General features: G+C 72.0%; 23 protein-coding genes. 6 read left to right on the top strand and 17 right to left on the bottom strand.

Annotation, left to right across the window (positions count from 1 at the left end; all coding sequences use genetic code 11):
• Window positions 1-189: 189 nt before the first annotated feature.
• On the top strand, window positions 190-1,182 hold the full coding sequence (locus HGB44_RS11295; protein ID WP_061083401.1) for a carbohydrate ABC transporter permease: 993 nt from the start codon (window positions 190-192) through the stop codon (window positions 1,180-1,182).
• A complete protein-coding gene (locus HGB44_RS11290; RefSeq protein ID WP_061083402.1) occupies window positions 1,175-2,014 on the top strand; it encodes a carbohydrate ABC transporter permease in 840 nt (279 codons plus the stop codon). The genes HGB44_RS11295 and HGB44_RS11290 overlap by 8 nt, the downstream gene beginning before the upstream one ends.
• Window positions 2,015-2,158: 144 nt before the next feature.
• Here HGB44_RS11290 and msrA read toward each other — a convergent pair whose 3' ends face one another.
• Window positions 2,159-2,821, bottom strand: coding sequence for a peptide-methionine (S)-S-oxide reductase MsrA (gene msrA, locus HGB44_RS11285; protein ID WP_082768619.1), 663 nt, complete (start codon window positions 2,819-2,821; stop codon window positions 2,159-2,161).
• A 133-nt stretch (window positions 2,822-2,954) separates the two neighbouring features.
• Between msrA and rarD the strand changes: the two genes are divergently transcribed.
• The 4 genes from rarD (at window position 2,955) to HGB44_RS11265 (ending at window position 7,163) form a co-directional block, all read left to right on the top strand.
• Window positions 2,955-4,034, top strand: a complete 1,080-nt coding sequence (gene rarD, locus HGB44_RS11280; RefSeq protein ID WP_061083230.1) for an EamA family transporter RarD — start codon at window positions 2,955-2,957, stop codon at window positions 4,032-4,034.
• 121 nt (window positions 4,035-4,155) lie between these two features.
• Window positions 4,156-5,163, top strand: a complete 1,008-nt coding sequence (locus HGB44_RS11275; RefSeq protein WP_061083231.1) for a hypothetical protein — start codon at window positions 4,156-4,158, stop codon at window positions 5,161-5,163.
• A gap of 210 nt (window positions 5,164-5,373) precedes the next feature.
• On the top strand, window positions 5,374-6,513 hold the full coding sequence (locus HGB44_RS11270; protein WP_061083232.1) for a hypothetical protein: 1,140 nt from the start codon (window positions 5,374-5,376) through the stop codon (window positions 6,511-6,513).
• A gap of 275 nt (window positions 6,514-6,788) precedes the next feature.
• Window positions 6,789-7,163 carry a hypothetical protein gene (locus tag HGB44_RS11265; protein WP_061083233.1) on the top strand — a complete coding sequence of 125 codons (375 nt, stop codon included), beginning with the start codon at window positions 6,789-6,791 and terminating at the stop codon, window positions 7,161-7,163.
• A gap of 156 nt (window positions 7,164-7,319) precedes the next feature.
• On the opposite strand, the gene HGB44_RS11260 is transcribed toward HGB44_RS11265, so the two are convergent.
• From HGB44_RS11260 to HGB44_RS11185, 16 genes are all read right to left on the bottom strand, one after another.
• Window positions 7,320-8,324: a polyprenyl synthetase family protein gene (locus HGB44_RS11260; RefSeq protein ID WP_061083234.1), complete on the bottom strand. Its 1,005-nt coding sequence runs from the start codon at window positions 8,322-8,324 to the stop codon at window positions 7,320-7,322.
• Between the two features lie 291 nt (window positions 8,325-8,615).
• Entirely contained in the window at window positions 8,616-10,265 is a 1,650-nt protein-coding gene (gene nuoN / locus HGB44_RS11255) for an NADH-quinone oxidoreductase subunit NuoN (protein WP_061083248.1), read from the bottom strand.
• An 8-nt stretch (window positions 10,266-10,273) separates the two neighbouring features.
• Window positions 10,274-11,941, bottom strand: coding sequence for an NADH-quinone oxidoreductase subunit M (locus HGB44_RS11250; protein ID WP_061083235.1), 1,668 nt, complete (start codon window positions 11,939-11,941; stop codon window positions 10,274-10,276).
• 1 nt (window position 11,942) lies between these two features.
• Window positions 11,943-13,886 (bottom strand): NADH-quinone oxidoreductase subunit L, encoded by a 1,944-nt coding sequence (nuoL, locus tag HGB44_RS11245; RefSeq protein WP_061083236.1) that lies wholly within the window; start codon window positions 13,884-13,886, stop codon window positions 11,943-11,945.
• Window positions 13,887-13,900: 14 nt separating this feature from the next.
• On the bottom strand, window positions 13,901-14,200 hold the full coding sequence (gene nuoK, locus HGB44_RS11240) for an NADH-quinone oxidoreductase subunit NuoK (protein WP_013156051.1): 300 nt from the start codon (window positions 14,198-14,200) through the stop codon (window positions 13,901-13,903).
• Window positions 14,188-15,237 (bottom strand): NADH-quinone oxidoreductase subunit J, encoded by a 1,050-nt coding sequence (locus HGB44_RS11235; RefSeq protein WP_061083237.1) that lies wholly within the window; start codon window positions 15,235-15,237, stop codon window positions 14,188-14,190. The genes nuoK and HGB44_RS11235 overlap by 13 nt, the downstream gene beginning before the upstream one ends.
• Entirely contained in the window at window positions 15,234-15,791 is a 558-nt protein-coding gene (gene nuoI / locus HGB44_RS11230; protein WP_013156049.1) for an NADH-quinone oxidoreductase subunit NuoI, read from the bottom strand. The genes HGB44_RS11235 and nuoI overlap by 4 nt, the downstream gene beginning before the upstream one ends.
• Entirely contained in the window at window positions 15,784-17,157 is a 1,374-nt protein-coding gene (nuoH, locus tag HGB44_RS11225; protein WP_061083238.1) for an NADH-quinone oxidoreductase subunit NuoH, read from the bottom strand. The genes nuoI and nuoH overlap by 8 nt, the downstream gene beginning before the upstream one ends.
• Window positions 17,154-19,646, bottom strand: coding sequence for an NADH-quinone oxidoreductase subunit G (locus tag HGB44_RS11220; RefSeq protein ID WP_061083239.1), 2,493 nt, complete (start codon window positions 19,644-19,646; stop codon window positions 17,154-17,156). The genes nuoH and HGB44_RS11220 overlap by 4 nt, the downstream gene beginning before the upstream one ends.
• Window positions 19,643-20,962, bottom strand: coding sequence for an NADH-quinone oxidoreductase subunit NuoF (gene nuoF, locus HGB44_RS11215; RefSeq protein ID WP_061083240.1), 1,320 nt, complete (start codon window positions 20,960-20,962; stop codon window positions 19,643-19,645). The genes HGB44_RS11220 and nuoF overlap by 4 nt, the downstream gene beginning before the upstream one ends.
• Window positions 20,959-21,711, bottom strand: coding sequence for an NADH-quinone oxidoreductase subunit NuoE (gene nuoE, locus HGB44_RS11210; RefSeq protein ID WP_061083241.1), 753 nt, complete (start codon window positions 21,709-21,711; stop codon window positions 20,959-20,961). Before nuoE ends, nuoF begins: the two co-directional genes overlap by 4 nt.
• Window positions 21,708-23,003 (bottom strand): NADH-quinone oxidoreductase subunit D, encoded by a 1,296-nt coding sequence (locus HGB44_RS11205; RefSeq protein ID WP_061083242.1) that lies wholly within the window; start codon window positions 23,001-23,003, stop codon window positions 21,708-21,710. Before HGB44_RS11205 ends, nuoE begins: the two co-directional genes overlap by 4 nt.
• Before the next feature lie 43 nt (window positions 23,004-23,046).
• Window positions 23,047-23,787, bottom strand: coding sequence for an NADH-quinone oxidoreductase subunit C (locus HGB44_RS11200; protein ID WP_061083243.1), 741 nt, complete (start codon window positions 23,785-23,787; stop codon window positions 23,047-23,049).
• A 1-nt stretch (window position 23,788) separates the two neighbouring features.
• Window positions 23,789-24,334 (bottom strand): NuoB/complex I 20 kDa subunit family protein, encoded by a 546-nt coding sequence (locus tag HGB44_RS11195; RefSeq protein WP_017562992.1) that lies wholly within the window; start codon window positions 24,332-24,334, stop codon window positions 23,789-23,791.
• Between the two features lie 213 nt (window positions 24,335-24,547).
• Window positions 24,548-24,907, bottom strand: coding sequence for an NADH-quinone oxidoreductase subunit A (locus tag HGB44_RS11190; RefSeq protein WP_026114451.1), 360 nt, complete (start codon window positions 24,905-24,907; stop codon window positions 24,548-24,550).
• Window positions 24,908-25,184: 277 nt separating this feature from the next.
• On the bottom strand, window positions 25,185-26,489 hold the full coding sequence (locus HGB44_RS11185) for a geranylgeranyl reductase family protein (protein WP_061083244.1): 1,305 nt from the start codon (window positions 26,487-26,489) through the stop codon (window positions 25,185-25,187).
• Window positions 26,490-26,534 lie beyond the last annotated feature (45 nt).

Here is a 26,534-nt window from a genome sequence, read left to right as displayed (position 1 = left end):
GCAGGCGCGGTGGTGTCTACGGCTGGTTCGCTCGTTCCTCACGAACCCGCCTCCGCCACCTCCAGGACCCCGTGGACGCCCGAACCAACCCCCGCAAGCCGAGGCCCGTCCAAAAAACAGACCCTAGGCGGTGTATCCCTTCGGTCGCCTCGTCCCCGCGGCGGGGCGGCCGTCTGATGGAGGCGCTAGATGTCGACTACAGAAGAACAGGGGTCCGGTACCGCTGAGGTCCGGCCCGGGACCGGCCCCGTGGAGGAACCGGGCAGGCGGAGCAGGCGCCGCCCTGGGTGGTTCCTGCCGTACGGCATGCTGCTGCCGGCGGCGGTACTGGAGCTGCTGGTCCATATCATCCCCATGGGCCTGGGGATCTACATCGCGTTCACCTCGCTGACGCAGCTGACCATCCGGCGCTGGACGACGGCGCCGCTGGTCGGCCTCGACAACTTCGTCCGCGGCCTCGATCCCGGGAACGCCCTGGGCAGCGCCCTGTTCGAGAGCCTGTTCCGCACCACCGTCTACACCGTGCTGGTGGTGGGGGTGTCGTGGGTGCTGGGGATGGCCGCCGCCGTCGCGCTGAACACGAAGTTCCGGGGACGCGGCGTACTGCGCACACTGTTCCTCGTGCCCTACGCCCTGCCGGTCTACGTCGCCGCGATCGTCTGGGCGTTCATGTTCAACCAGCGCGACGGCATGGTCAACCGCCTGCTCGTGGAGGACCTGGGGCTGCTGGACGAGCGTCCGTTCTGGCTCATCGGCGAGAACGCCTTCTGGGTGCTGGTGATCGTGTCGGTGTGGCGGCTGTGGCCGTTCGCGTTCCTGATGCTGCTGGCTGCGCTGCAGAGCATCCCCGAGGACATGTACGAGGCCGCCGCCATCGACGGCGCCTCGACCTGGAGGCGGTTCACCGGCATCACGCTGCCCATGGTGCGCTCGGCGAACGCGGTCGTGCTGCTCGTCATGACGTTGTGGACGTTCAACGAGTTCAACATCCCCTTCCTGCTCTTCGGCGACACCTCGCCCGAGAGCGCGAGGCTGATCTCACCGCTGATCTACGAGCACTCCTTCGTCAACTGGAACTTCGGACTGGGCTCCGCGATGAGCGTGCTGCTGCTCGTCGCACTGGTCATCGCGTCGGCGGTCTACGTCCGGATGGTGCTGCCCAAGGGGAGTGGCGATGCGTGAGACACGAGGATTCCGCTGGTTCCGCCGGATCGTCCTGACCTTCCTCACCGTGTTCACCGTGCTGCCCCTGTACGTGCTGGTGGTGACCTCGGTGAAGCCGCTGGAGAACGTCCGGGGCACGTTCACCTGGCTTCCGGACCGCGTCACCCTCCAGCCGTACGTGGACATGTGGACGACGATCCCGTTGGCCCGCTATCTCACCAACAGCCTGATCGTCACCACCACGGCGACGGCCCTGGCACTGGTGGTGGCGGTGCTGGCCGCCTATCCGCTGTCACGGCTGCGGTTCCGCGGCAGGCGGCTGTTCAGCATGACGGTGCTCTCGACGCAGATGTTTCCCGGCATCCTGTTCCTGCTGCCGCTCTTCCTGATCTTCGTGCGGCTGGAGGACCTCACCGGCGTCGAGTTCACCGGCTCCTACACCGGGCTGATCATCACCTACCTGACCTTCGCCCTGCCGTTCTCGATCTGGATGCTGGCCGGGTACTTCAGCGCCATCCCCGAGGGCCTGGAGGAAGCGGCGATGATCGACGGCACCAGCAGGATCGGCGCCCTGGTCCGGGTCATCCTCCCCGTGGCCCGCCCGGGCATCCTCGCCGTCGGGGTGTTCGCGTTCATCACCGCCTGGGGCGAGGTGCTGTTCGCCTCGGTGCTCACCGACACCGAGACCCGCACGCTCTCCATCGGGCTGAAGCTCTACACCAGCCAGACCGACACCCTGTGGAACGAGCTGCTGGCCGCGTCGGTGACCATCTCCCTGCCGGTGGTGGTCGCCTTCATGCTGGTCCAGCGCTACCTCGTGTCCGGGCTGTCGGCGGGCGCGGTCAAGTAGCGCGAGGGCCCCGCCCGCCCCGGGAACCCGCCGACGGCGGGGCCGGAGCGGGCGGGGCCCCGTCCCGCCGGGCGCCTCCGACCGGCTCGGCGGTCCCGGCGGCTCCGTCACGCCAACGCGGGCCTGAGCGGAGAGGCCCCCTCATCACTCCGTGGGCGCCACACCGATCGGACAGCTGGCACCGGTTCCGCCGATGCCGCAGTAGCCGTTGGGGTTCTTGGCGTCGGACAGGTACTGCTGGTGGTGGTCCTCTGCGAAGTAGAACGCGCGCAGCGGCGCGATCTCGGTGGTGATCGGCCCGTAGCCCGCCCGGGCCAGCACCGGCTGGAAGGCGTCGCGGCTGGTCTCGGCCGCGATCCGCTGGGCGTCGTCGTGGTACAGGATCGCCGACCGGTACTGGGTGCCGACGTCATTGCCCTGGCGCATGCCCTGGGTCGGGTCGTGGCCCTCCCAGAACACCTTGAGGATCTCCGCGTACGAGATGCGCTCGGGGTCGAACACCACGCGCACCGCCTCGGTGTGCCCGGTCAGGCCCGAGCACACCTCCTCGTAGGTCGGGTTGGGCGTGTAGCCGCCCGCGTAGCCCACCGCGGTCGTGATGATCCCCCGCTCAGCTCCCAGGCGCCAGAACATGCGCTCGGCGCCCCAGAAGCAGCCCATCGCCACGTCGGCGATCTGGCTGCCCTCCGGGTAGGGCGGGGTGAGGCTGGTGCCCAGCACCGTGTGCCCGAAGGGCACGTCCATCGGGGTGTCCCGACCGGGCAGGGCGCGTGCTGGATCGACCATGGTCGTCTTTGTCCCGAACATGCTTCCCAGGGTATCCGCGGGCCTGGCCCGGCGCACGGACGCAATCGAACCTGTGGACGAACGCGGACGGTGTGGCGGCCGTCGCCGCAGCCACAGGAAGACACTCCGGACAATTCGTCCTACCATTGCTGGCGTGCCGGAATCCAAGCGTGGTGTCGTCCTCGGGGCGGCCGCCTTCCTCCTCTGGGGCGTGGCGGCCCTGTACTGGCCACTCCTCTCCTCCTCCGAACCCAGCGAGATCCTCGCCCACCGCATGGTGTGGGCCCTGCTCGCGATGTGCGTCGTCCTCCTCGCCACCCGCCGGGGCTGGTCCTGGTTCCCCTCGGTGCTGCGCAGCCCCCGCCGCCTGCTGCCGGTGGCCGCGGCGGCGGTGCTGATCTCCGTCAACTGGTGGGGGTTCATCTACGCGGTCTCCACCGAGCAGACCCTCCAGGCCTCGCTGGCGTACTTCATCAACCCGCTGATGTCGGTGTGCCTGGGGGTGATGCTGTTCTCCGAGCGGCTGCGGACCCTCCAGTGGGTGGCGGTCGGCCTCGGCGTCCTGGCCGTGGCCGTGATGACCGTCGCCTACGGCGTGGCCCCGTGGCTGTCGCTGCTCATGGCCTCCTCCTTCGCCGCCTACGGCGCGGTGAAGAAGTACGTGGACCTGGACGGCGTGCAGAGCCTGACCATCGAGACCCTGGTGATGTTCCTGCCCGCGCTGGGCTTCGTGGTCCACCTGGAGGCCACCGGCGCCGGAACCGCGTTCTCGGTGTCGGCGGGCCACACCGCCCTGCTGGTCGGCGGCGGCTTCGTGACCGCCCTGCCGCTGCTGCTGTTCGGCATGGCCGCGCGCCAGGTCCCCCTGAGCGTCATCGGCATCCTCCACTACATCGCCCCGGTCATCATGTTCTTCGTCGGCTGGCTGGTGCAGGGCGAGGACATGCCGCCCGCGCGCTGGCTGGGCTTCGCGCTGGTGTGGCTGGCGCTGTGCGTGTTCGTCGTCGACCAGGTCCGCGACGTCCGCTCCCGCCCCCGGCCACGCGCCTCCGGCCGGGACGGGGAGCAGACCGGGGAACAGCCCGGGGAACAACCCGGGGAGCAGACCGGGGAACAGCCCGGGGAGCCGACCGGGAAGCAGGACGGGGGCCACGACGACCAGCGGCGACGGGAGCCCCGGCGACCCCGGAAGCCGCTTCCGGGGGAACCCACCCGACCGGAGCCCGCGGACTGACCCGGCCTTCCCCGACCACGGAAAACCCAAACTACCCTCTGTGACTCTGTGCTAACGTCAGGTCGCGAGCCGGGGTCCTCCCCCGGCTCGGACCAGGCCGCACGTCCCGGAGGGCCCTTCCATGCCTCGCACCAGCCGAACGGCACGCGCCACGCGCGCCGTCGCGGCCGTGTGCCCCGAGGCGCCCTCCCTGCTCCTGCTGCCGCTGCTGGCCGGGGCGCTGCTGGTCGGCCTGTGGCTGCTCGGCGCGGCCCCCGCCTCCGCTGACTCCGGCGGCTCCGGCGCGGGCGCCTCCCGCTCCCTGCTCGGCGAGGGTTCACTCACCGCCGGCCGGCTGTCGGAGGGCTTCTCCGGCACCTCCGAAGACCACGACCGCGCCCCCTCGGAGCACACCGCCCCGCACCACACCCCGCGGGACCACTCCTCCTCCGGCCGCGCCTCCCTGGACAGTGCGCCCCTGGACGCCTCCTCCCTCCGGCTCGGGGACCCCGGCCGCCTCGGCGAGGTCGTCCCCGGGGGCGTCGGCCAGGTGACCGAGCCGGTCGCCTCCACCCTCGGCACGGTGCACCAGCGCCTCGAACACGGGGCCGGGCGCACCGCCGCCGGGACCGCCGCGGTCCTGCCCGAGGCCGCGTGGCCGGTCGCCGGGATGGGCGAGGGCGCACGGGGCGTGGTCCGCGAACTCGACCGCGACGGCCGCACCGCCGGGGGACTCCTCTCCGCCGTGGCCTCCGCGGTCTCCGGGCCCGCCGCGGAACCGGACGGCGACGGCTCCGGAACCGACCCGCGCGAGCGGGCGGAGGACGACGACGCCGTCGGCGGGACCGCGTACGGGACCGTCCACGGGCACGGCGCCGTCCTCCCCGCGGACACCGCCGGGGCCTCCTCCGGCGAGGACCGGAGCGAGCGGCCGGACGCGGCGGCACCGGTCCCCGGCTCCTCCGCCCACCAGCTCACCACCGGTTCGGCCGCGCCCGCCGGGGGCTCCGCCCCCGTTCCCGCCGTCGCCGGCTACCTCACCGCGGCGCCCGTCACCGCGCCCTCCGCCGACGCCGTCCTGCTCGCCGCCAGGGCCCTGCTCACGGTGCCCGTCGGCCCCAGCGACGACCCCACGGTCTCCCCCGACTAGGACGCGTCCCTCCCGCGCGGACGCACGCTCCCGCGCACGGACCCGTCCCAGCCCGCCCCTCCGCGCGCCCTCTGGGAGCTGACCTGAGTCCCGTGCCCCGTTCACGGAATTCACGCCAGCCGGTGGTCCGCCCCGGCTCCGGCCGAGCGCGCCCCACGCGTTCGGCCCCCGTATCCACTGATCCAGAGCACAACCTCCGAAGGGAAACCCATGACGCAGGTCAAGCGCATATCAGCCAGGGCCGTCCTCCTCTCCGCCGGAACGGCGGGCTTCGTCGCCCTCGGCGCCGGAGTCTCCGGTGCCGAGAGCCTCTCCTCGCCCGTCCACGAGATCGCGCCCGTCGTCGAGCGCGCCCTGGTGGAGGGCGTCGCCCCCACCCTGAACAGCGTGGCGCCCGAGGGCGTCGGGCCGATCGCCGACAGCGCCCTGTCGGAGCTCCAGGAGACCGCGCACAACCCCGACAAGCCCGCTCCCGACCTGTCCGCCCCGCTGCCCGAGGGGGAGGACATCCGGACCCCGCTCGGCGAGGTGTCCAACCCGACCTCCGAGCTGGCCGACACCGTCTTCGAGGTCCAGGACGCCACCGGCCTGGACGGCGACCCCCACGACACCATCGGCCACGACGCCGGGCGGGCCCTGGAGCACGGCGGCCACCGGGCGGGTGAGGCGGTGGAGGAGACCGCCGTCACGGTGCTGCCGCAGACCCTGGAGTCGGTCTACGGGCTGCGCGAGCAGGTGGACCTGCCCCGGGTCGACCAGGTCGCCCAGCTGCCGGACACCTCCCGGCTCCACGACGTCGCCAGGCTGCCCGACACCTCCGACCTGTCCTCGGTGACCGGCGGCAACAGCCTGGCGCTGGACGGCGCCGAGGCCCCCGCTCTGGAGGACGCCCTGGGCCTGGGCGGCTCCTCCACCGTGCGGCAGAGCGCGTCGGCTCCCGCGACGCCCGGCCTGGGCGACCTGGCCGGCGCCCTCAGGAGCGGTTCCGAGAGCGGCGACCTCAGGGCAGCCGAGTTCCGGCCCCTGAACGTGGAGGGCCCCCTGGCCGAGTCCGAGGTGCCCCGCCTCTCCGGCACCGGCGTGCCCGTGGTCGACGACGCGGTGGACTCCGTCGTGCCGCAGCTCGCCGACGCCGGGGTGCCCGGGGTCGCCGAGGGCGTCAACACCGAGACCGCCGAGGACCTGGTGGCCGCGCTGAGCCGGGGCACGGACCTGCTGAACGACGTGGACACCAGCGACCTGCTGTCCATTGAGGGCGGCACCGTCCCGCAGGAGACCCCCGCGGGCATGACGCAGCACCCGACCTTCATGGAACTGCCCGGTTCCGAGGCCCTGCCCGTCGTGAGCTAGGGCGCGACCCCGCACAGCCGGCGGGCGCGACGGCTCTCCCCCGCCGCGCCCGCCGGTCCCGGGGCGGTCCGCCGGACACCTGAACGGAATCCCACCGCGGCACCGGCGCGGCCTCCCCGCACGGCGGGACTGAGAGAACGGCGACGGCGCCGCCCCACCGGGGCGGCGCCGTCGTCGTGTCACCCGCACCGGACCCGGGCCGGAACGCGCTGGTAGCGTCGTCGGGCCCCACCGCGGCCCGCTCCGGGCCGCGTTCCGAACGCCGAGGTGCCCGGATGAACCCGCACACCGACCTGTACTGCAAGGTCTTCGTCGGAAGAACGACCGAGACCGACGCGCGGACCCTGCTGTCCGCGCTCCTCGGCGTCGGCTTCAGCAGGGGCACGGCCCGCCTCGGCGACCTCTTCGTCGACGTCCGCCGGAACAAGGAGCACGTGGCGGGCGAGACGGACTTCCTCTTCTGGCCGGTGGTCGTGGAACTCGACAGCGAGGAGAGGTCGGCCGGGGAAAGGCTCGTCGAGACGACCGCCGCCGTCCTGCGGGCCCTCTGGAACGCCGGGTGTCCCGCGGTCGCCGCATGCGACTTCGAGGACGTCCTGCCCTGGAGCGGGGGCATCGGGAGCCCGGTGATGCCGCCGGAGGACGCCTGACGGCCGCAGCGGCCGCTGGGAGTCGCGCGGGGCCCACCCCCGCCCACCGCCCGGGCACAGCGAGACGGCGCCGCCCCACCGGGGCGGCGCCGTCGTCAGTCCTCGGGTCCCTTGTCCTCGGCCGCCGCAGGCGTCCTCGCGGAACACCCGCGGGGGTCAGCCCGAGCGCTCGACCACGTAGTCGCACAGCGCCTCGAAGGCGCCCCTCGCCGGGCTCTCGGGCAGGGTCGCCAGCTCCGCGCGCGCCTTGTCGGACCAGCCGCGCAGGGTGGCCTCGGCCTCGGCCATCGCCGGATGCACCCGCAGCAGCGCCAGCGCCTCCTCGGCCTCCTCGTCCCCCAGCGGGCGGCCCAGCAGCGACTTGAGCCGCTCGTCCGCGGCGTCCTGGGACCGGAGCGCGTAGAACATCGGCAGGGTCAGCACGCCCTCGCGCAGGTCCGTCCCCGGGGTCTTGCCCGAGTCCGTGCTCTCGCTCGCCACGTCCAGCAGGTCGTCGGCCAGCTGGAAGGCCATCCCCAGCGCGTCGCACGCCCGCGTGACCGTCCCGATCGTCTCGGGGTCGACCTTGCCGAACATGCCGCCGAACTCCGCCGACGACGCGATCAGGGACGCCGTCTTGTCGCTGATCACCCTCAGGTAGTGGTCCAGCGGGTCGGTGCCCTCCTGCGGACCCGAGGTCTCCAGGATCTGCCCCTGCACCAGGCGCCCGAACGTGGTCGCCTGGAGCCGGACCGCCTCGGTGCCCAGGTCGGCGAGCATCTCCGAGGCGCGGGCGAACACGTAGTCGCCGGTCAGGATGGCGACGCTGTTGCCCCAGCGCTGGTTGGCGCTGGGCTCGCCGCGCCGCAGCTCCGCCTCGTCCATGACGTCGTCGTGGTAGAGCGTGGCCACGTGGGTGAGCTCCACCACGGCCGCGGCCGGGATGAGGTCGGGCACGGACGGGTCCCCGAAGTGGGCCGCCAGCAGCACCAGGGTCGCGCGGAAGCGCTTGCCCCCGGCCACCAGCAGGTGGGACGCCGCCTCGGTCAGCAGGGGGTCGCTCGACGCCACCGACTCCCGCAGCAGGTCCTCGACCTTCTCCAGGTCGTCCTGGACCTCCCGGGCAAGGGCATCGTCGACTCTCGGCAGAGCGAGAAACCCGCTCGGGACAGCACCGCTCACCGTACAGCTCCACCTGTCGAACGGCACGGAGGTGACCCCGGGTGAGGGGGCCGCCGCGTGCTCAGCACATGAACATGATCCGACTTGCCACGGTATCCGACCCGGAATGAACAGCCAAAGCCACACCCGGGTACGGAACCGGCAGGTGACCAATCCCAGGTCAGACCCGGTAATTGGTCACTCTGCCGGTCGCTTGGGGTCAGCGTGCGCACCCGCCTCGGGCCCCGGGCCCGTACCCGTCCCGGATCCGGAGCGCATACCCGCCGGTCAGCGCACGTCCACGACCGCCGGTCACTCCGCGCCTCCGGCGGATCCGGTCTCCGTGGACGCCTGGTCCACCATCACCGAGGTCGGAGCCTGGTCGGCGTCGACCGAGGGCAACAGGTTGTCGAGCACCGCGCCCGGGTACACGCCGAGCAGCAGCGTCGCCGCCACCCCGATCGCGATGACCCCGCCCGTGGCCGCGCCCGCGCGCACCACCGTGGGGCCCTCGCCCTCCGGGTCCCGGAAGAACATCACCACGATGATCCGCACGTAGAAGAACGCGGTCACCGCGCTGCTCAGCACGCCCACCACGACCAGCGGAACCGCACCGGCCGCCACAGCCGCCTCGAACACCGCGAACTTGCCGATGAAGCCGCTCGTGAGCGGGATCCCGGCGAAGGCCAGCAGGAACAGCGCCAGCGCCCCGGCCAGCGCCGGCGAGCGGCGGCCCAGCCCCGCCCACCGGTCCAGGTCGCCCAGCTCCTGGCCGCCGTCCTTGGTCCGCACCAGCGTCACCACGGCGAACGCGCCGAGCGTGGTGAACCCGTAGGCCGCCAGGTAGAACATGGCGCCCGCGAGCCCGTCCGTGCTGCCCGCCACGACCGCGGTCAGGATGAACCCGGCGTGCACCACCGACGAGTAGGCCAGCAGCCGCTTGACGTCGCGCTGGGTGACCGCGATGACCGCGGCCACGACCATCGTCAGGACGGCCACCGCCCACAGCATCGGCTCCCAGCTCTGGGCCGAGCCCCCGAAGGGCACGAAGAACACCCGCAGCAGGGCGCCGAACGCGGCGACCAGCGTGCAGGAGGCCATCAGGGCCGTGATCGGGGTCGGCGCGCCCTGGTACACGTCCGGCTTCCAGTTGTGGAAGGGCACCGCGCCGACCTTGAACAGCAGGCCGATCGCCACCAGGCCGATGCCCATGAGCAGCAGCGGTTCGCCGTCGCCGCCCTGGAAGATGTCCGCGCCGCCCGCCTCGACGGCCGCGCGGATCTCGCCGAAGTTCACCGAGCCCGCGTAGCCGTAGACCATGGCGGCGCCGAACAGGAAGAACGCCGAGGAGAACGCGCCCAGCAGGAAGTACTTGACCGCGGCCTCCTGCGAGAACAGGCGACGGCGCCGGGCCAGCCCGCACAGCAGGTACAGCGGCAGGCTCATGACCTCCAGCGCGATGAACATCGTCAGGAAGTCGTTCGAGGCCGGGAACATCAGCATCCCCAGCACCGCGAACATCACCAGCGGGTACACCTCGGTGTGCTGGGAGCCCGCCATGATGTGCGCGCGCTCCTCCTCGCTGCCGGGCACCGTCGCCGCCTGGGCGGCGAACGCGTCGCGCCCGTCCCGGCGCTCGGAGATCAGCAGCAGGCTCACCAGCGCCAGCACGGTGATGGTGCCCTGGAAGAAGATCACCGTCCGGTCCGCCGCCAGCGCCCCGGCGCCGACCGTCACCCCCGGCGCGTCCTCGGGCAGCGAGCCCACCTGGAGCACCAGCAGGACGAACGCGGCCAGCAGCGCGAGCGCCGCGAGAGCGATCTGGATGCCGCGGCGCCGCCCCCGCGGGACGAACGCCTCGAACAGCACGCCCAGCACACCGGCGGCGAACACCGTGAGCAGCGGCGCGAGCAGCCACCAGTCCAGCTGCGGCGGCGCCTCGGTGATGACGGGAAGGTCCATGTGGGGGATCACTCCGCGTCTCCTTCCTCTTCCTGGGCGCCCGCGGCGCCCCCGGTCCCGCTGTCAGGGCCCGCGCCGACCTCCACGGTGCGCTCCACCGCGGGGTTGATCACGTCCAGCACCGGCTGCGGGTACAGGCCGAGCAGGAGGATGAGCGCGAGCAGCGGGGCCACCGCCCACGTCTCCCGCGCGGACAGGTCTCGCAGTCCGGTCAGGTCCTCCCGGGTGGGTCCGTTCATGGTGCGCTGGTACATCCACAGGATGTAGAGCGCGGCCAGGACCACGCCGACCGCCGCGATGACCGCGGGGGCCGGGCTGAACGCGTACACGCCGACGAACACCAGGAACTCGCTGACGAACGGCGCCAGCCCCGGCAGCGCCAGACCGGCCAGGCCCGTCACCAGGAAGACCCCGGCCAGCCGGGGCGCGATCCTCTGCACTCCGCCGTAGTCGCTGATGAGCGCGGAGCCGCGGCGGGCGATCAGGAAGCCCACGACCAGGAACAGCGCCCCGGTCGCGAACCCGTGGTTGACCATGTACAGGGCGGCTCCGGCCTGCCCCTGCGCGGTCAGGGCGAAGATGCCCAGGGTGATGAAGCCGAAGTGGGAGACCGACGTGTACGCCACCAGGCGCATCATGTCGTTCTGCCCGATGGCCAGGATCGCGCCGTAGATGATGCTCACCAGGCTCAGCGCCACCACCGGCCACACGAACCACGACACGGCCGCCGGGAACAGCTCCAGGCAGTAGCGCAGCATCCCGTAGGTGCCGACCTTGTCCAGCACGCCGACCAGCAGCACGGCGGTGCCCGGGCGCGAGGCGCCCGCCGCCGAGGGCAGCCAGGTGTGCACGGGCCACATCGGCGCCTTGATCGCGAAGGCGATGAAGAAGCCGAGGAACAGCCAGCGGGCCGTGGCCGGGTCCACGGCGGCCAGGGCGCTGCCCTCGCCGACCAGGTCGCTCCACAGGAAGGTGCCGCCGACGACGTACACGCCGATCACCGCGACCAGCATGACCAGGCCGCCGGCGAGGCTGTAGAGCAGGAACTTGACCGCGGCCTTGGCCCGGTCGTCACCGCGCCCGTAGCGCCCGATCATGAAGTAGACCGGGATGAGCATGGCCTCGAAGAACACGTAGAACAGGAAGACGTCGGTGGCGGCGAAGACGCCGATCATCATCGCTTCCAGGACCAGGATGAGCGCGAAGTACCCGCGCCCCCCGTCCTCGCGGTCGTCGTGCTCGCGCCAGGCGGCCAGGACCACCAGCGGCACCAGCACGGCCGACATCAGGACCAGCGCCAGGGCGATCCCGTCCACGCCCACGGCGTAGCTGACGCCGAAGCGCGGGATCCAGGGGTAGACCTCCTCGAACTGGAGGGCTCCCGCCCGGGAGGTGTCGAACTGGAGGGCCATGGCCCCGAGCACGAGCAGGGTGGCGAGCGAGAAGCCCAGCGTGAGCCGCTTGGCGGTCTCGGCCGGGGCACCGCCCCCGGCCGCGGCGGCGGGCCGCACGGCCGTCGCCGTGGCGGTGGCGCCTCCCGAGGAGGCGGTGGCGGACGAGGCGGCCGAGGCCGCGGCCGTCCGCTCCGTGGCGGCCTTGGCGGTGCGCGGCAGCGCCCAGACCAGGACCGCGCCGACCGCGGGGAGCGCGATCGCGATGGTGAGCCAGGGGATCATGTCAGAACCTCACAGCCAGCGTCGCGGCGACGATGACGGCGCCGAAGAGCATGGTGAGCGCGTACGTGCGGGCGAACCCGGTCTGGACCCGGCCCAACCCGCTGGAGGAGTCGCGCACCCCGGCGCCCAGCCCGTTGACCGCCCCGTCGATGACCTTGTCCTCGATGACGAGCAGGGCCCGGGTCAGCTGCTGGCCGGGCCGCATGAGCAGGCCCTCGTTGATCTCGTTGCCGTACAGCTCGCGGCTGGCGGCGACGGTGACGAGGTTGCCCCGGGGCGCGGTGCGCTCCACCGGCCTGCGCAGGTACACCGCCCAGGCGGCGGCCACGCCCAGGACCATGACGCCCAGGGCGGCCAGTCCGTAGGGCGCGGTGAACGCGTGCACGACGTCGAAGTGGTGCGGGTGGGCCCCGGTGGCCGGGGCCAGGAAGCCCGCGAACCGGTCGCCGAGCGTGAGGAAGGCGCCCAGCGCGACCGACCCGACGGCCAGCACCACCATGGGGGCGGTCATGCTGACCGGCGACTCGTGCGGGTGCACTCCCTCGTCCCACCGCTTCTTGCCCAGGAAGGTCATGAAGACCATCCGCGACATGTAGAAGGCGGTGAGCCCGGCGCCGACGATGACGGCGGTCCCGAGCACCATGCCCTGGGTGCCGCCCACGCCGAAGGCCGCGGAGATGATGCTCTCCTTCGTCCACCAGCCCGACAGCAGCGGGAAGCCGATGATGGCCAGGTAGCCGAGGCCGAAGGTGGCGAAGGTGACCGGCATGACCCGGGCCAGCCCGCCGTAGCGGCGCATGTCCACGCCGTCGTTCATGGCGTGCATGACCGATCCGGCGCCCAGGAACAGCCCGGCCTTGAAGAAGCCGTGGGTGACCAGGTGGGCGATGGCGGCCACGTAGCCGACCGGGCCAAGCCCGGCGGCCAGGACCATCATGCCGATCTGGCTCATCGTGGACCCGGCCAGGGACTTCTTGATGTCGTCCTTGGCCGAGGCGATGATCCCGCCCGCCAGCATGGTCGCGGCGCCCACGACGGTGACCACGGTCTGGGCCACCGGGGCGCCCTCGAAGATGGGCCCGGCGCGCACGATGAGGTACACGCCCGCGGTGACCATGGTGGCCGCGTGGATGAGCGCGGACACCGGGGTCGGGCCCTCCATGGCGTCGAGCAGCCACGCCTGGAGCGGCAGCTGCGCGGACTTGCCGCAGGCGCCCAGGAGCAGCAGCAGCCCGATCGCGAGCAGCACACCGTCGCTCGCGCCCGGGACGGCCGCGAACACGTCGCTGAAGCTGACCGCGCCCAGCACCGCGAACATGATCATGATCGCGATGAGCAGGCCCATGTCGCCGACGCGGTTGATGAGGAACGCCTTCTTGGCGGCCACCGCGGCGGAGGGCTTGTACTGCCAGAACCCGATGAGCAGGTAGGACGCCAGGCCCACGCCCTCCCAGCCGAGGAAGAGCAGCACGAAGTTGTCCGCGAGCACCAGCACGAGCATGGCGGCCACGAACAGGTTGAGGTAGGCGAAGAAGCGCCGCCTGCCCGGGTCCTCGGCCATGTAGCCGACGGAGTAGATGTGGATGAGCGACCCCACGAAGGTGATCAGCAAGGCGAAGCTGATCGAGAGGGGGTCGACGAGCAGGTCCACCCCGGCGGAGAACTCGCCGACGGAGAACCACTCGTAGACGGGGACGGAGACGCTGCGCGCGTCGGCCGCCCTGCCGAGCAGGTCGAACAGGACGAGGAGCGCCCAGGCGAAGGAGGCGACCGGCAGGGCCGTGGCCAGCCAGTGCCCCCACTTGTCGGTGCGCCTGCCGCCGAGCAGCAGGATCGCCGCGCCCGCGAGCGGCAGGGCGATGAGCAGCCATGCGCCCGACAGCACGGCGCTGTCGGCCGCGGTCGCCACCACGGGTTCGGCGGCGAGGTACGCGTGAGATGTCACAGCCACGTCGCCTTCTAGTGCTTGAGCAGGTTGGCGTCATCCAGCGACGCCGACCTGCGGGTTCGGAAGATCTGCATGATGATCGCGAGGCCCACGACCACCTCCGCGGCGGCGACGACCATCACGAAGAAGGCGATGACCTGCCCCTCGATGTCCCCGTGCATCCGGGCGAACGCGACGAACGCCAGGTTGCAGGCGTTGAGCATCAGCTCCACGCACATGAAGACGATGATCGCGTTGCGCCGGACCAGGACGCCGACGGCGCCGATGGTGAACAGCAGCGCCGCGAGGACGATGTAGTTCATCGGGTCCACGAGGACTCGACCTCCTGCCCGTTGCCGTTGCCGTTGCGCGGTCCGTCCGCGTCGTCGGGACCGCCGGAGCCCTCGGCCCCGCCGGGGCCGTCGCCCTCGTCGGCGTCGCCCTCGACCCGTGTGCCGGTCTCCACCCGGTCCCCGGGCGCCTCCGCGGCGGGCCGGGCCCGGTCGTCGGCGGCCGGCTCGGCCGTCTTGGAACCGGCCGAGGCCGAGGCCCCGCCGGGCAGCGCCGCCTGGCCGGTGCGCACGGTCTCGGGCACCCGCGACTGGTACTCGGGGTCGCGCGCGGTCAGGACGGGGTTGAGCGAGAGCTGGGAGACCGAGCCGTCCGGCAGCAGCGCGGGCATGTCGATCGCGTTGTGCCGGGCGTAGGTGCCCGGTCCCGGCAGCGGGGTCGGGTGGTCGCCGCGGATGCGGTCCTCGGCGATCTCCCGCTGGGTGCGGCGCTTCTTGGTCCGGGCGGTGTGCGCCAGGACCATCGCGCCCAGGACCGCGGTGATGAGCAGCGCGCCGGTGGCCTCGAAGGCGATCACGTAGCGCAGCAGCAGCTCGCCCGCGATCCACGGGATGGTGCCCCCGGCCGCCGCGGCGCCCTCGGTGAGGCCGACCGGGTCTCCCACCGCGATGCGGGTGATGCCGGTGGCCAGGGCGCCGACGAAGGCCAGGGCGACGACGGCCGTCATGACGCGCTGTCCGCTGATGGTCTCCACCAGGGAGTCGGCCGAGCTGACGCCGATGAGCATCAGCACGAACAGGAACAGCATGAGGACGGCGCCGGTGTAGACGACGATCTGCACGACCATGAGGAAGGGCGCCGCGTTGATGCCGTAGAACACGGCCAGGCCGAGCATGGTCAGCGCCATGGACATCGCCGAGTGCACGGCCTTGCGGGAGAAGACCACGCCCAGGGCGCCGAGGAGGACCACGGCGCCCAGGATCCAGAACGCGGTCGCCTCGCCGCCGCCGATCGGCGCGGCCAGGTACAGCGGCTGGTCGGACGGCGCGGCGGCGGAGACGCTGGTGAGCGGGTTCAACGGACCGCCTCCGGAGTCTCGGGCGCCTCGTGCCCGTCCTGTGAGCCGTGCTGGCCGCGCCCGGTGGCGTAGTAGTCCTGCTCGGTCTCGCCCAGGCGCATGGGGTGGGGCGGCTGCTCCATCCCCTCGCGCAGCGGGGCCAGCAGCTGCTCCTTGGTCCAGATCAGGCTCTGCCTGCTGTCGTCGGCCAGCTCGTACTCGTTGGTCATCGTCAGTGCGCGCGTGGGGCAGGCCTCCACGCACAGCCCGCACAGGATGCACCGCAGGTAGTTGATCTGGTAGACCCGGCCGTAGCGCTCGCCGGGCGAGTACCTGTCGTCGTCGGTGTTGTCACCGGCCTCCACGTAGATGGCGTCGGCCGGACAGGCCCAGGCGCACAGTTCGCACCCGATGCACTTCTCCAGGCCGTCGGCCCACCTGTTCAGCTGGTGCCGTCCGTGGAAGCGCGGCGCCGTGGGGCGCTTGACCTCCGGGTACTCGACGGTCGGCACCTTCTTGAACATCGTGTGGAAGGTGACACCGAAACCCTTGACGGGGTTGAGCCACTCAAGCACCGGTAACCTCCTCACCCTTCTTGTTGCGGTCGGCGGCGGCCGGGGCCGTCCGCGGCGGTTCGGCGAGCATGCTGCTGCCGTAGTGCGGGGCGGTGCTCGGCGGCACCGGGAAGCCGCCGAAGGCGGGGTCCCGGTGCGCCCGTCGGGCGTTCTCGGCGCGCTGGCGGGCCTCCTCGGCGCGCTCGCGGCGCGCGTGGCGCAGCCAGGCGGCGAAGGCGGCCACGGTCGCGGCGGTGAAGGCGGCGACCACCGCGCCGATGACCACCGGGGAGGCGCCGTCCAGGACGAGCATCCGCACGACGGCGACGGCGGTGATCCACACCAGCTGGATCGGGATGAGCACCTTCCAGCCCAGCTTCATGAGCTGGTCGTAGCGCACCCGGGGCAGGCTGCCGCGCGCCCAGATGAACAGGAACATCACGCAGACGAACTTGAGCAGCCACCACAGGGCGGGCCACCAGCCCTCGTTGGCGCCCGGCAGGAACGCCGTGATCCCGGGCGGGGCGAGCCAGCCGCCGAGGAAGAGCGTGACGGACACGGCGGCGACCGTGCACATGTTCACGTACTCCGCGAGGAAGAACATCGTGAACTTCATGGACCCGTACTCGGTCATGAAGCCGCCGACGATCTCGCCCTCGCCCTCGGCCAGGTCGAAGGGCAGCCGGTTGGTCTCGCCGACCATCGTCACCAGGTAGATGAGGAAGGACGGCAGGAGCAGCACGGCGAACCACAGCCCGCGCTGGGACTCGACGATCCCCGAGGTGGTCAGGGTCCCGGACATGATGAAGACCGCGACGAAGGACAGGCCCATCGCGATCTCGTAGCTGATCACCTGCGCGGAGGCGCGCAGGCCACCGAGCAGGGCGTAGGGCGACTGGGAGGCCCAGCCGCCGAGCACGAACCCGTAGACGCCCAGCGCGGCGGTGGCCAGGACCACCAGGGCCGCGACGGGCAGGTCGGTGAGCTGGAGCGGGGTGATGACCCCGAACAGGTTCACCTCGGGCCCGATCGGGATGACCGAGAAGGCGATGAAGGCGGGCACGGCCGCGATCACCGGCGCGGCGATGTAGACGAACCGGTCCACCCCGCGCGGGATCAGGTCCTCCTTGAGGGAGAGCTTGATGCCGTCGAAGAGCGACTGGAGCAGGCCGAAGGGGCCCATCCGGTTGGGTCCGTGGCGCTGCTGCATCCGGCCCATGACCTTGCGGTCGGCCATGATCATCATCAGCACGCAGAGCATGAGGAAGACGAAGATCGCCAGCGCCTTGATGGTGGTGATCCACCAGGGGTCGCCGCCGAAGGCGCTCAGCGTCTCCTCGGAGGCGAGGTGGGCGGTCACGCGCGGATCGAGAGCGGCGGGGGTCACTGCTGCCTCCCGTTGGTGCTGGCGGCCCCGTTGCTACCGGTTCCGTTGGTGGTGGACGCGGCCAGCAGCACGGTCTGCCCGGCGCCGCCGCCCAGGTCGCGGGGCACGTCGCACCCGTCGGCGTTGGCCGGGAGCCAGACGACCCGGTCGGCGATGTCGGTGACGATGACCGGCACGGAGACCGAGCCGCGGGCGCCGGTGACGTGGAGCGTCCCGCCGTCGGGGACGCCGACCTCGTCGGCCGTGGCCTGGGACAGGTAGGCGCGCGCCTGCCGGGCGGTCCCGGCGAGGTAGGGCTCGCCGTCCTCCATGCGGCCGGTGCCGAGCAGTTGGCGCCATGTGGACAGCAGGGCCTGGCCGGGCTCGGGCCGCACGACCTCGGCGGGCCGCACCCGCGGCCCGTCCGCGCGCTCGCCGGTCCACAGGCCCAGCTCCATCAGCTCGCCGTAGGCGGACGCGGCGTCGGGCAGGCCCAGGTGCACGTCCATCTGGTCGGCGATCGCGGAGAGCACCCGCAGGTCGGACAGCGCGCCGGGCACCCTGAGCGCGTCGCCGAAGGGCCGGTGGCGGCCCTCCCAGTTGACGAAGGTGCCGGACTTCTCGGCGACGGCGGCCACCGGCAGCACCACGTCGGCGCGGTCGGTGACGTCGCTGGCGCGCAGTTCGAGGCTGACGACGAACGGCACCCGGGCCAGGGCCGCTCGGGCGGCGTCGGGGTCGGGCAGGTCGTCCAGCTCCACCCCGGCGATCACCAGGGCGTCCAGCTCCCCGGCGGCGGCCGCCGCCAGGATGGCGGCGGTGTCGCGGCCGGGGGTCTCCGGCAGGGAGCCCGTGTTCCAGACCCGCGCGACCTCGGCGCGGGCGGAGGGGTCGGTGACCGGCCGGCCTCCGGGCAGCAGGCCCGGCAGCGCTCCGGCGTCGACGGCCCCGCGCTCCCCTGCGCGGCGCGGCACCCACACCAGGCGGGCGCCGGTCCGCTCGGCCAGGGCCGCGGCGGCGGTCAGGGCGCCGGGCACGGCGGCCAGGCGCTCACCCGCCAGGATGACCGCGCCCTCCTCGTTCAGGGCTGCCACGACGCCGGGGTCGTCGGTGTCCAGGGCGTTGAGGACGCGGGCCTCGTCGCCGGGCACGGCCCTGACCAGGGTCCCCCGGGTCTTGGTCAGGCCCAGGCTGGCGTGGGAGCCGACCGAGTAGACCTTGAGGCCGCGCTTGCGCACGCCCTTGCGCAGCCGCAGGAAGACCAGGGGCGACTCGTCCTCGGGCTCGAACCCGGCCAGCAGGACCGCGGGCGCCTTCTCCAGGGCGGTGAAGTCCACGCCGACCGGGGTCCCGGCCACGTGGGCGGCCAGGAAGTCGGCCTCCTCGGACGAGTGCGCGCGGGCCCGGGCGTCCACGTCGTTGGTGCGCAGGGCCACGCGGGCGAACTTGGCGTAGGCGTAGGCGTCCTCGTAGGTGAGGCGGCCCCCGGTCAGGACGCCGACCCGGCCGCGCGCGGCGGCCAGCCCCCGGGCGGCGAGGCCGATGGCCTCGGACCAGGAGGCGAACTCCAGGGCCCGGGACTCCTCGTCGCGCACCAGCGGGCGGGACAGGCGGTCGGACTGGGTGGTGTAGCTGAACGCCCACCGGCCCTTGTCGCAGTTCCACTCCTCGTTGACCTGCGGGTCGTCCCCGGCCAGGCGGCGCATGACCTTGCCGCGCCGGTGGTCGGTGCGCTGGGCGCACCCGTCGGCGCAGTGCTCGCACACGCTGGGCGTGGAGACCAGGTCGAAGGGGCGCGACCGGAACCGGTAGGCGGAGCCGGTGAGCGCGCCGACCGGGCAGATCTGCACGGTGTTGCCGGAGAAGTAGGACTGGAAGGGCTCGCCCTCGGCGATGCCGACCTGCTCGTCCGCGCCGCGCTCCATCAGCTCGATGAGCGGGTCGCCCGCGACCTGCGCGGCGAAGCGGGTGCAGCGGGCGCACTGCACGCAGCGCTCCCGGTCCAGCAGCACCCCGGTGGACAGCGCGATCGGCTTGGGGAAGGTCCGCTTGACGTCGGTGAAGCGGGTCTCGCCCCGCCCGGTGGACATGGCCTGGTTCTGGAGGGGGCACTCGCCGCCCTTGTCGCAGACCGGGCAGTCCAGCGGGTGGTTGATGAGCAGGAACTCCATGATCCCGCGCTGGGCCTTCTCCGCCACCGGGGAGGTCAGGTGGGTGTTGACCACCATCCCCTCCATGACGGTGATGGTGCAGGAGGCCTGCGGCTTGGGCATGCCGCGCCCGTTGCCCATGTCGGGGATCTCGACCAGGCACTGGCGGCAGGCCCCGACCGGGTCCAGCAGCGGGTGGTCGCAGAACCTCGGGATCTGGATGCCCAGGAGTTCGGCGGCCCGGATCAGGAGGGTCCCCTTGGGCACCTGGATCTGGAACCCGTCGATGGTGACGGTGACGAGGTCCTCGGGCGGCGGTGCGGGCGCGGCTCCGCCGGAGGAGTTGGAGGTGACGGTCACTGGTGTCCTCCCGTCGTGGTCGGCCGGTCGCCCCAGAGGGTGGCCCGGGAGTGGTCGAAGGGGCAGCCGCCCCGCTCCACGTGGTCGATGTACTCCTGGCGGAAGTGCTTGATCGAGGAGGTGACCGGGCTGGTCGCGCCGTCGCCGAGGGCGCAGAAGGAGCGGCCGAGCAGGTTGTCGCAGATGTCCAGGAGCTTGTCGAGGTCGGCCTCGGTGCCCTGCCCGTTCTCCAGCCGGTCCAGGACCTGGACCATCCAGAAGTTGCCCTCGCGGCAGGGTGTGCACTTGCCGCAGGACTCGTGGGCGTAGAAGGCGATCCAGCGGCCGACGGCCTTCACCACGCAGGTGGTCTCGTCGAAGATCTGGAGGGCGCGGGTGCCGAGCATGGACCCGGCGGCGCCCACCGACTCGAAGTCGAGCGGGGTGTCCAGGTGCTCCTCGGTGAAGATCGGCGTGGAGGAGCCGCCGGGCGTCCAGAACTTGAGCCGGTGCCCGGGCCGCATCCCGCCCGACATGTCGAGCAGCTCGCGCAGGGTCACGCCCAGCGGGGCCTCGTACTGTCCGGGGTTGGCCACGTGCCCGGACAGGGAGAAGAAGCCGAACCCGGCGGACTTCTCGGTGCCCATGGACGTGAACCAGTCGGCGCCGTTGGCCACGATGCTCGGCACGCTGGCGATGGACTCGACGTTGTTGACCACGGTCGGCGAGGCGTAGAGGCCGGCGACCGCGGGGAAGGGCGGCTTGAGCCGGGGCTGGCCCCGGTAGCCCTCCAGGGAGTCCAGCAGCGCGGTCTCCTCACCGCAGATGTAGGCGCCCGCCCCGGCGTGGACGACGACGTCGAGGTCGAAGCCGGTGCCCAGGACGTCCCTGCCGAGCAGCCCGGCCTCGTAGGCCTCGGCGACGGCCCGGCGCAGGCGCCGGATGACGTGCACGACCTCGCCGCGCACGTAGATGAAGGCCTGGCTGGACCTGATCGCGTACGCCGCGATCGCCACCCCCTCCACCAGCGCGTGCGGGTTGGCGAGCATGAGCGGGATGTCCTTACAGGTGCCCGGCTCGGACTCGTCGGCGTTGACGACGAGGTAGCGCGGGTTGGGGTTGTCCGCGGGCAGGAAGCCCCACTTCATCCCCGTGGGGAACCCGGCGCCGCCGCGGCCGCGCAGGCCGGACTTCTTGACCAGGTCCACGATGGCGTCGGGCTCCATGGCCAGCGCCTTGCGCAGCGCGCCGTAGCCGCCGGTGGCCCGGTAGCCCTCCAGGGTGAAGGAGTCGGGGCGGTCCCAGTCGCGCGACAGGATCGGGGTCAGGGTGGTCACTTGGCGTCCTCCTCACCCTGGTCGGCGGGCTTGGCGGGGAGGTTGTCCGGGTCGGGCGCGGTCCAGCCGCGCTCCCGGGCCAGCTTGAGTCCGGCCAGGGAGGGGGCCGCGGCCTGGACGCCCTCGCCCGCGCGTCCGTCGTCGAATCCGGCCAGCACCCGGGAGGCCTGCTTCCAGGTGCACAGGCTGGCGGGACCGCGCGTGGGCGCGACGTCCCTGCCCAGGCGCAGGTCGTCCACGAGCCGCCTGGCCGAGTCGGGGGTCTGGTTGTCGAAGAACTCCCAGTTGACCATCACGACCGGCGCGAAGTCGCAGGCCGCGTTGCACTCGACGTGCTCCAGCGTGACCCTGCCGTCCTCGGTGGTCTCGTTGTTGCCGACCCCCAGGTGGTCCTTGAGGCTCTGGAAGATCTCGTCGCCGCCCATCACCGCGCACAGGGTGTTGGTGCACACGCCCACCTGGTAGTCGCCGCCGGGGCGGCGGCGGTACATGGTGTAGAACGTGGCGACCGCGTTGACCTCGGCGAGGGTGATGCCGAGCTGGTCGGCGCAGAAGCGCATCCCGGCCTTGCTGACGTGCCCCTCCTCGGCCTGCACCAGGTGCAGCAGCGGCAGCAGCGCCGACCTCGGCCGCGGGTAGCGGCCGATGATCTCCTTGGCGTCCGGCTCCAGCCGTGCGGTGACCTCGGCGGGGAACGCCTCGCGCGGCTCGGCCGCCCCCGCTGTCTCGGTGGTCTCGTGCTCGCTCACCGGTCCACTCCTCCCATCACCGGGTCGATACTGGCCACGGCGGCGATGACGTCCGCCACCGTTCCCCCCTCGCACATGGCCGCGACGGCCTGGAGGTGGGTGAACGAGGGGTCGCGGAAGTGCACGCGGTGGGGACGGGTGCTCCCGTCGCTGACCGCGTAGCAGCCGAGTTCGCCCTTGGCGCTCTCGACGGCCGCGTAGGCCTGGCCCGCGGGGACCCGGAAGCCCTCGGTGACCAGCTTGAAGTGGTGGATGAGCGCCTCCATGGAGCCGCTCATGATGTGCGCGATGTGGTCGGGCGAGTTGCCCAGGCCGTCGGGCCCCAGCGCCAGCTTGGCGGGCCAGCCGATCTTGGCGTCCTGGATCATCACCGGGCCGGGCTGGAGCTTGTCCAGGCACTGCTCGATGATCTTCAGGCTCTCGTCCATCTCGGCCATGCGCACCCGGTAGCGGGCGTAGACGTCGCCGCCGTCGGAGACCGGGACGTCGAACTCGTATCCCTCGTAGCCGCAGTAGGGCTTGGCCTTGCGCAGGTCCCAGGCCAGGCCGGAGGCCCGCAGCAGCGGTCCGGTGACGCCGAGCGCCATGCAGCCGGGCAGGTTGAGGTGGGCCACGTCCTGCGTGCGGGCGAGGTAGACGGGGTTCTCGTCCAGGAGCTTGCGCATGATGGCGATGCGCTTGGGCATCTCCTTGAGCAGCTCGCGGACCTTGCCGACCGCGCCGGGCGGCAGGTCCTGGGCCACGCCGCCGGGGCGGACGTAGGCGTGGTTCATCCTCAGGCCGGTGACCAGCTCGAAGATGTCCAGGATCATCTCGCGCTCACGGAAGCCGTTGGTCATGACCGTGGTCGCGCCCAGCTCCATGCCGAAGGTCGCCATCGCCACGAAGTGCGAGGCCATCCGGTTGAGCTCCATCATCATCACGCGGATGACGTTGGCCCGCTCGGGGACGCGGTCCTGGATGCCGAGCAGCTTCTCGACCGCCAGGCAGTACGCCGTCTCGTTGAACAGCGGCGTCAGGTAGTCCATGCGGGTCACGAACGTGGTGCCCTGCGTCCACGTCCGGTACTCCATGTTCTTCTCGATACCGGTGTGCAGGTAGCCGATACCGACGCGCGCCTCGGTGCAGGTCTCGCCGTCGAGGGTGAGGATGAGCCGGAGCACGCCGTGCGTGGAGGGGTGCTGGGGACCCATGTTGACGACAAGGCGTTCGGCGCTGGTGGCCTGCGCCTTCTCGATGACGTCGTCCCAGTCCCCGCCGGAGGCGTCGATGTAGTCCTCGGTGACGGTCATGCCGGGCCTCCCTTCGTGGCGGAGTGCGTGGGGTTGGCGGGGCTCACTTGTAGGACCTCCGCTCGTCCGGCGGGGGCACGGTGGCCCCCCGGTACTCGACCGGGATGCCGCCCAGCGGGTAGTCCTTGCGCTGGGGGTGGCCGTGCCAGTCGTCGGGCATCTGGATGCGGGTCAGCGCCGGGTGGCCGTCGAAGACGATCCCGAAGAAGTCCCAGGCCTCGCGCTCGTGCCAGTCGTTGGTCGGGTAGACCGACACGATCGAGGGCACGTGCGGGTCGGCGTCGGGACAGGTGGTGGCGACGCGGATCTCGCTGTTGTGGGTGATCGAGCGGAAGTGGTAGACCGCGTGCAGCTCCCGGCCGGTGTCGTCGGGGAAGTGCACCCCCGTCACGCCCGTGCACAGCTCGTAGCGCAGGGCCGGGTCGTCGCGCAGCAGGCGGGCCAGCCCCGGGAGCGCCTCACGGCGCACGTGGAAGGTCAGTTCGCCGCGGGCGACCTCGACCCGCTCGACCGCTCCCGCGTCCTCGCCCAGGGCGGCCTCCAGGTCGTCGGCCACCCGGTCGAAGTCGGCGGTGCGCGGGTCCTCGGGATCGGTGAAGGGGCGCTGGCTGTGCGCGGGAGCGCTCCCCCGCACCCGAAGGCCGCCGAATCCCGAGGTGTCGCCGGTGGTCGTGGCGCCGAACATCCCGGTGCGCCGGATCGGCGCGGCCAGCCGCTCGCGGCCCAGCTTGTCGGGGAGGTTCGCCGCTTCCTCGTCGCGTTCGCGTTCGTTCTCGGTGCTCATGTCAGTCCTTGCTCACCAGCGGCAGCGAACGGCGGAGCATCCGCTCCTCGTTCTCGGTGATCTCCTGCTCCCGGTGGGCGCCGAGCTTGGTGTTCTGCACCTTGTCGTGCAGCTTGAGCACGGCGTCCAGGAGCATCTCCGGCCGCGGCGGGCAGCCGGGCAGGTACATGTCGACGGGGACGATGTGGTCCACGCCCTGGACGATCGCGTAGTTGTTGAACATGCCGCCGCTGGAGGCGCACACGCCCATCGCGATGACCCACTTGGGCTCGGGCATCTGGTCGTAGATCTGGCGCAGGACGGGGGCCATCTTCTGGCTCACCCGCCCGGCGACGATCATCAGGTCGGCCTGGCGCGGGGTGGCGCCGAACTTCTCCATGCCGAACCGGGCCAGGTCGTAGTGCGGGCCGCCGACGGACATCATCTCGATGGCGCAGCAGGCCAGACCGAACGTGGCGGGCCACATGGAGCTCTTGCGGGCCAGGCCCACGACCTGCTCGACGGTCGTGAGCATGATGCCGCTGGGCAGTTTCTCCTCAAGTCCCATCAGCTGTGGTCCTCCTCCGGGCTGGACTGCGGGGTGTGCTCTGCGGCCGGCGCTTTGTCGCGGCGGTTCGCGTTCGGGCGTCGGCGGGGTTCTGGAGGCGATCGGGCGTGCCGCCAGCGAGGAACGAGCCAGGCACGGGAGACGCCGAAGGTTCCCGCCCTCGGGACGCCCGAACACGGGGCGAAGCAGAGCGGAGCCCCGAAGAAGTACTGTTCAGTCCCATTCGAGGCCTCCGCGGCGCCACTCGTAGGCGTAGGCGATGGAGACGTTCACCAGGAAGAGGACGATCGCGACCAGTCCGAACCAGCCCAGGGCGTCGAAGTGCACGGCCCAGGGGATGAGGAAGATGATCTCGATGTCGAAGACGATGAACATCATGGCCGTCATGTAGTACTTGACGGTGAAGCGGCCGCCGCCCGCGGGCTGGGGCGTGGGCTCGATGCCGCACTCGTAGGCCTGCATCTTGGCGCGGTTGTAGCGCTTGGGCCCCAGGACCGCACCGGCGACCATCGACACCACGACGAACGCGGCGCCGATCCCGCCGAGCACGAAGATCGGTGTGTACAGCTCCACGCTCACCCTCCTCCTGGCTGCTGGGCACGCCCGCGCGGCGTGCCGGGGGCGCTTGTGATTGCTTTCACTTGTGCGGGCTCTTCTCCGGTCGTCCCGTGTGTCCTGTTGTGGAGCCGGGCTCGACCGCCCGGTGGGTTGTGTGTCCGGCTGGGCCGGTGCCCCGTACCCGGGGGTCTCGGTGCCGCGGCGCCCGGCTGGCGGCGCTCGGGCGGCTCCGGCCCTCCCCGGTGCGGGCCCCGTCCGGGCGGGTCCGGGCGCGGGCGCCCGGACCCGCCCGTCAGGCCGCGGGGGCGATGCGGGACAGGCCGTTGATGACCCTGTCCATGGCGTCTCCCTGCGTGGGCTCGGTGAGGTTGGCCAGCATCTTCAGCGCGAACTTCATGAGGGTGCGCTGGCGCAGGCCGTACCTGGTCGCGTACTTCATGAACTCGGGCTGGCCGATGACCTTCACGAAGTAGCGGCCGAGCGTGTAGTAGCCGCCGTAGGTGTCGGCGAGCACGTCCGGGTAGCGCAGCAGGGCCCGCTCGCGGGTCTGCTGGGTGGGTCTGCCGTGCGCCTGCACGATCACGTCGGCGGCGATGTTCCCGGCCTCCATGGCGTAGGCGATGCCCTCGCCGTTGAAGGGGTTGACCATGCCGCCCGCGTCGCCGACGAGCATGAGGCCGCGGGAGTAGTGCGGCACCCGGTTGAAGCCCATGGGCAGCGCGGCGCCGCGGATGCCGCCCTTCTGGTTCTCCTCGGTGAAGCCCCACTCCTCGGGCATGGAGTCGGTCCAGCGGCGCAGGAGCTTGCGGTAGTCCACGTCCTGGAAGGAGGCGGTGGAGTTGAGGATGCCCAGTCCGACGTTGCTGGTGCCGTCGCCGACGCCGAAGACCCAGCCGTAACCGGGCAGGAGGACGTTCTTGTCGCCGCTGCGGTCCCACAGCTCCAGCCAGGACTCCAGGTAGTCGTCCTCGTGGCGGGGGCTCTCGAAGTAGGTGCGCACGGCCACGCCCATGGGGCGGTCGTCGCGCTTGCGGATGCCCATGGCCACGGACAGCCGGGAGGAGTTGCCGTCGGCCGCCACGACCAGCGGCGCCCGGAAGGTGACGGGCTCGCGGTCGGCGTCCTTGGCCCGGACCCCGACGATGCGGTTGCTGCGCTCGTCCATGAGGGGGCCGGTGACGGTGGTGCGCTCCAGGAGCTTGGCCCCGGCGGCCACCGCGCGGTTGACCAGGATCTGGTCGAAGTCGTAACGGGTCCGCACGAGGCCGAAACCCGGATAGGCGGCCAGGTCGGGCCAGGGCAGTTCCAGGCGCACGCCCGCGCCGACGATGCGCAGGCCGTGGTTCCTGATCCACCCCTCGTCCTCGAAGGTGACGCCCATGGCGGTGAGCTGCTTCACCGCCCGGGGGGTGAGTCCGTCGCCGCAGACCTTCTCCCTCGGGAAGGAGGTCTTCTCCAGGAGCAGGACGTCCAGTCCTGCCTGGGCCAGGTAGTAGGCGGTGGTGGAGCCGGAGGGACCTGCGCCGACCACGATCACGTCGGCGTCGTACTCGGTCCGCTCCCGGCCTCGGGGAGAGGAGGTGGCTGTCTCGCTCACGGGTGGGTCCTCGACTGCTCGCGCGGATGCACCGTGGCGGGCCTG

The organism is Nocardiopsis alborubida (assembly GCF_012396365.1).
GTDB lineage: Bacteria > Actinomycetota > Actinomycetes > Streptosporangiales > Streptosporangiaceae > Nocardiopsis > Nocardiopsis alborubida.
Note: the sequence above shows the minus strand (reverse complement) of the source record. Positions and strands in the feature narration are given on the sequence as shown.

Excerpts from the sequence above, each read along its gene's own strand:
- HGB44_RS11295 (WP_061083401.1), top strand. The coding sequence starts at position 190 with ATGTCGACTACAGAAGAACAGGGGTCCGGTACCGCTGAGGTCCGGCCC.
- HGB44_RS11290 (WP_061083402.1), top strand. The coding sequence starts at position 1,175 with ATGCGTGAGACACGAGGATTCCGCTGGTTCCGCCGGATCGTCCTGACC.
- msrA (WP_082768619.1), bottom strand. The coding sequence starts at position 2,821 with ATGTTCGGGACAAAGACGACCATGGTCGATCCAGCACGCGCCCTGCCC.
- HGB44_RS11275 (WP_061083231.1), top strand. The coding sequence starts at position 4,156 with ATGCCTCGCACCAGCCGAACGGCACGCGCCACGCGCGCCGTCGCGGCC.
- HGB44_RS11270 (WP_061083232.1), top strand. The coding sequence starts at position 5,374 with ATGACGCAGGTCAAGCGCATATCAGCCAGGGCCGTCCTCCTCTCCGCC.
- HGB44_RS11265 (WP_061083233.1), top strand. The coding sequence starts at position 6,789 with ATGAACCCGCACACCGACCTGTACTGCAAGGTCTTCGTCGGAAGAACG.
- nuoN (WP_061083248.1), bottom strand. The coding sequence starts at position 10,265 with ATGGACCTTCCCGTCATCACCGAGGCGCCGCCGCAGCTGGACTGGTGG.
- HGB44_RS11250 (WP_061083235.1), bottom strand. The coding sequence starts at position 11,941 with ATGATCCCCTGGCTCACCATCGCGATCGCGCTCCCCGCGGTCGGCGCG.
- HGB44_RS11205 (WP_061083242.1), bottom strand. The coding sequence starts at position 23,003 with ATGACCGTCACCGAGGACTACATCGACGCCTCCGGCGGGGACTGGGAC.
- HGB44_RS11200 (WP_061083243.1), bottom strand. The coding sequence starts at position 23,787 with ATGAGCACCGAGAACGAACGCGAACGCGACGAGGAAGCGGCGAACCTC.
- HGB44_RS11195 (WP_017562992.1), bottom strand. The coding sequence starts at position 24,334 with ATGGGACTTGAGGAGAAACTGCCCAGCGGCATCATGCTCACGACCGTC.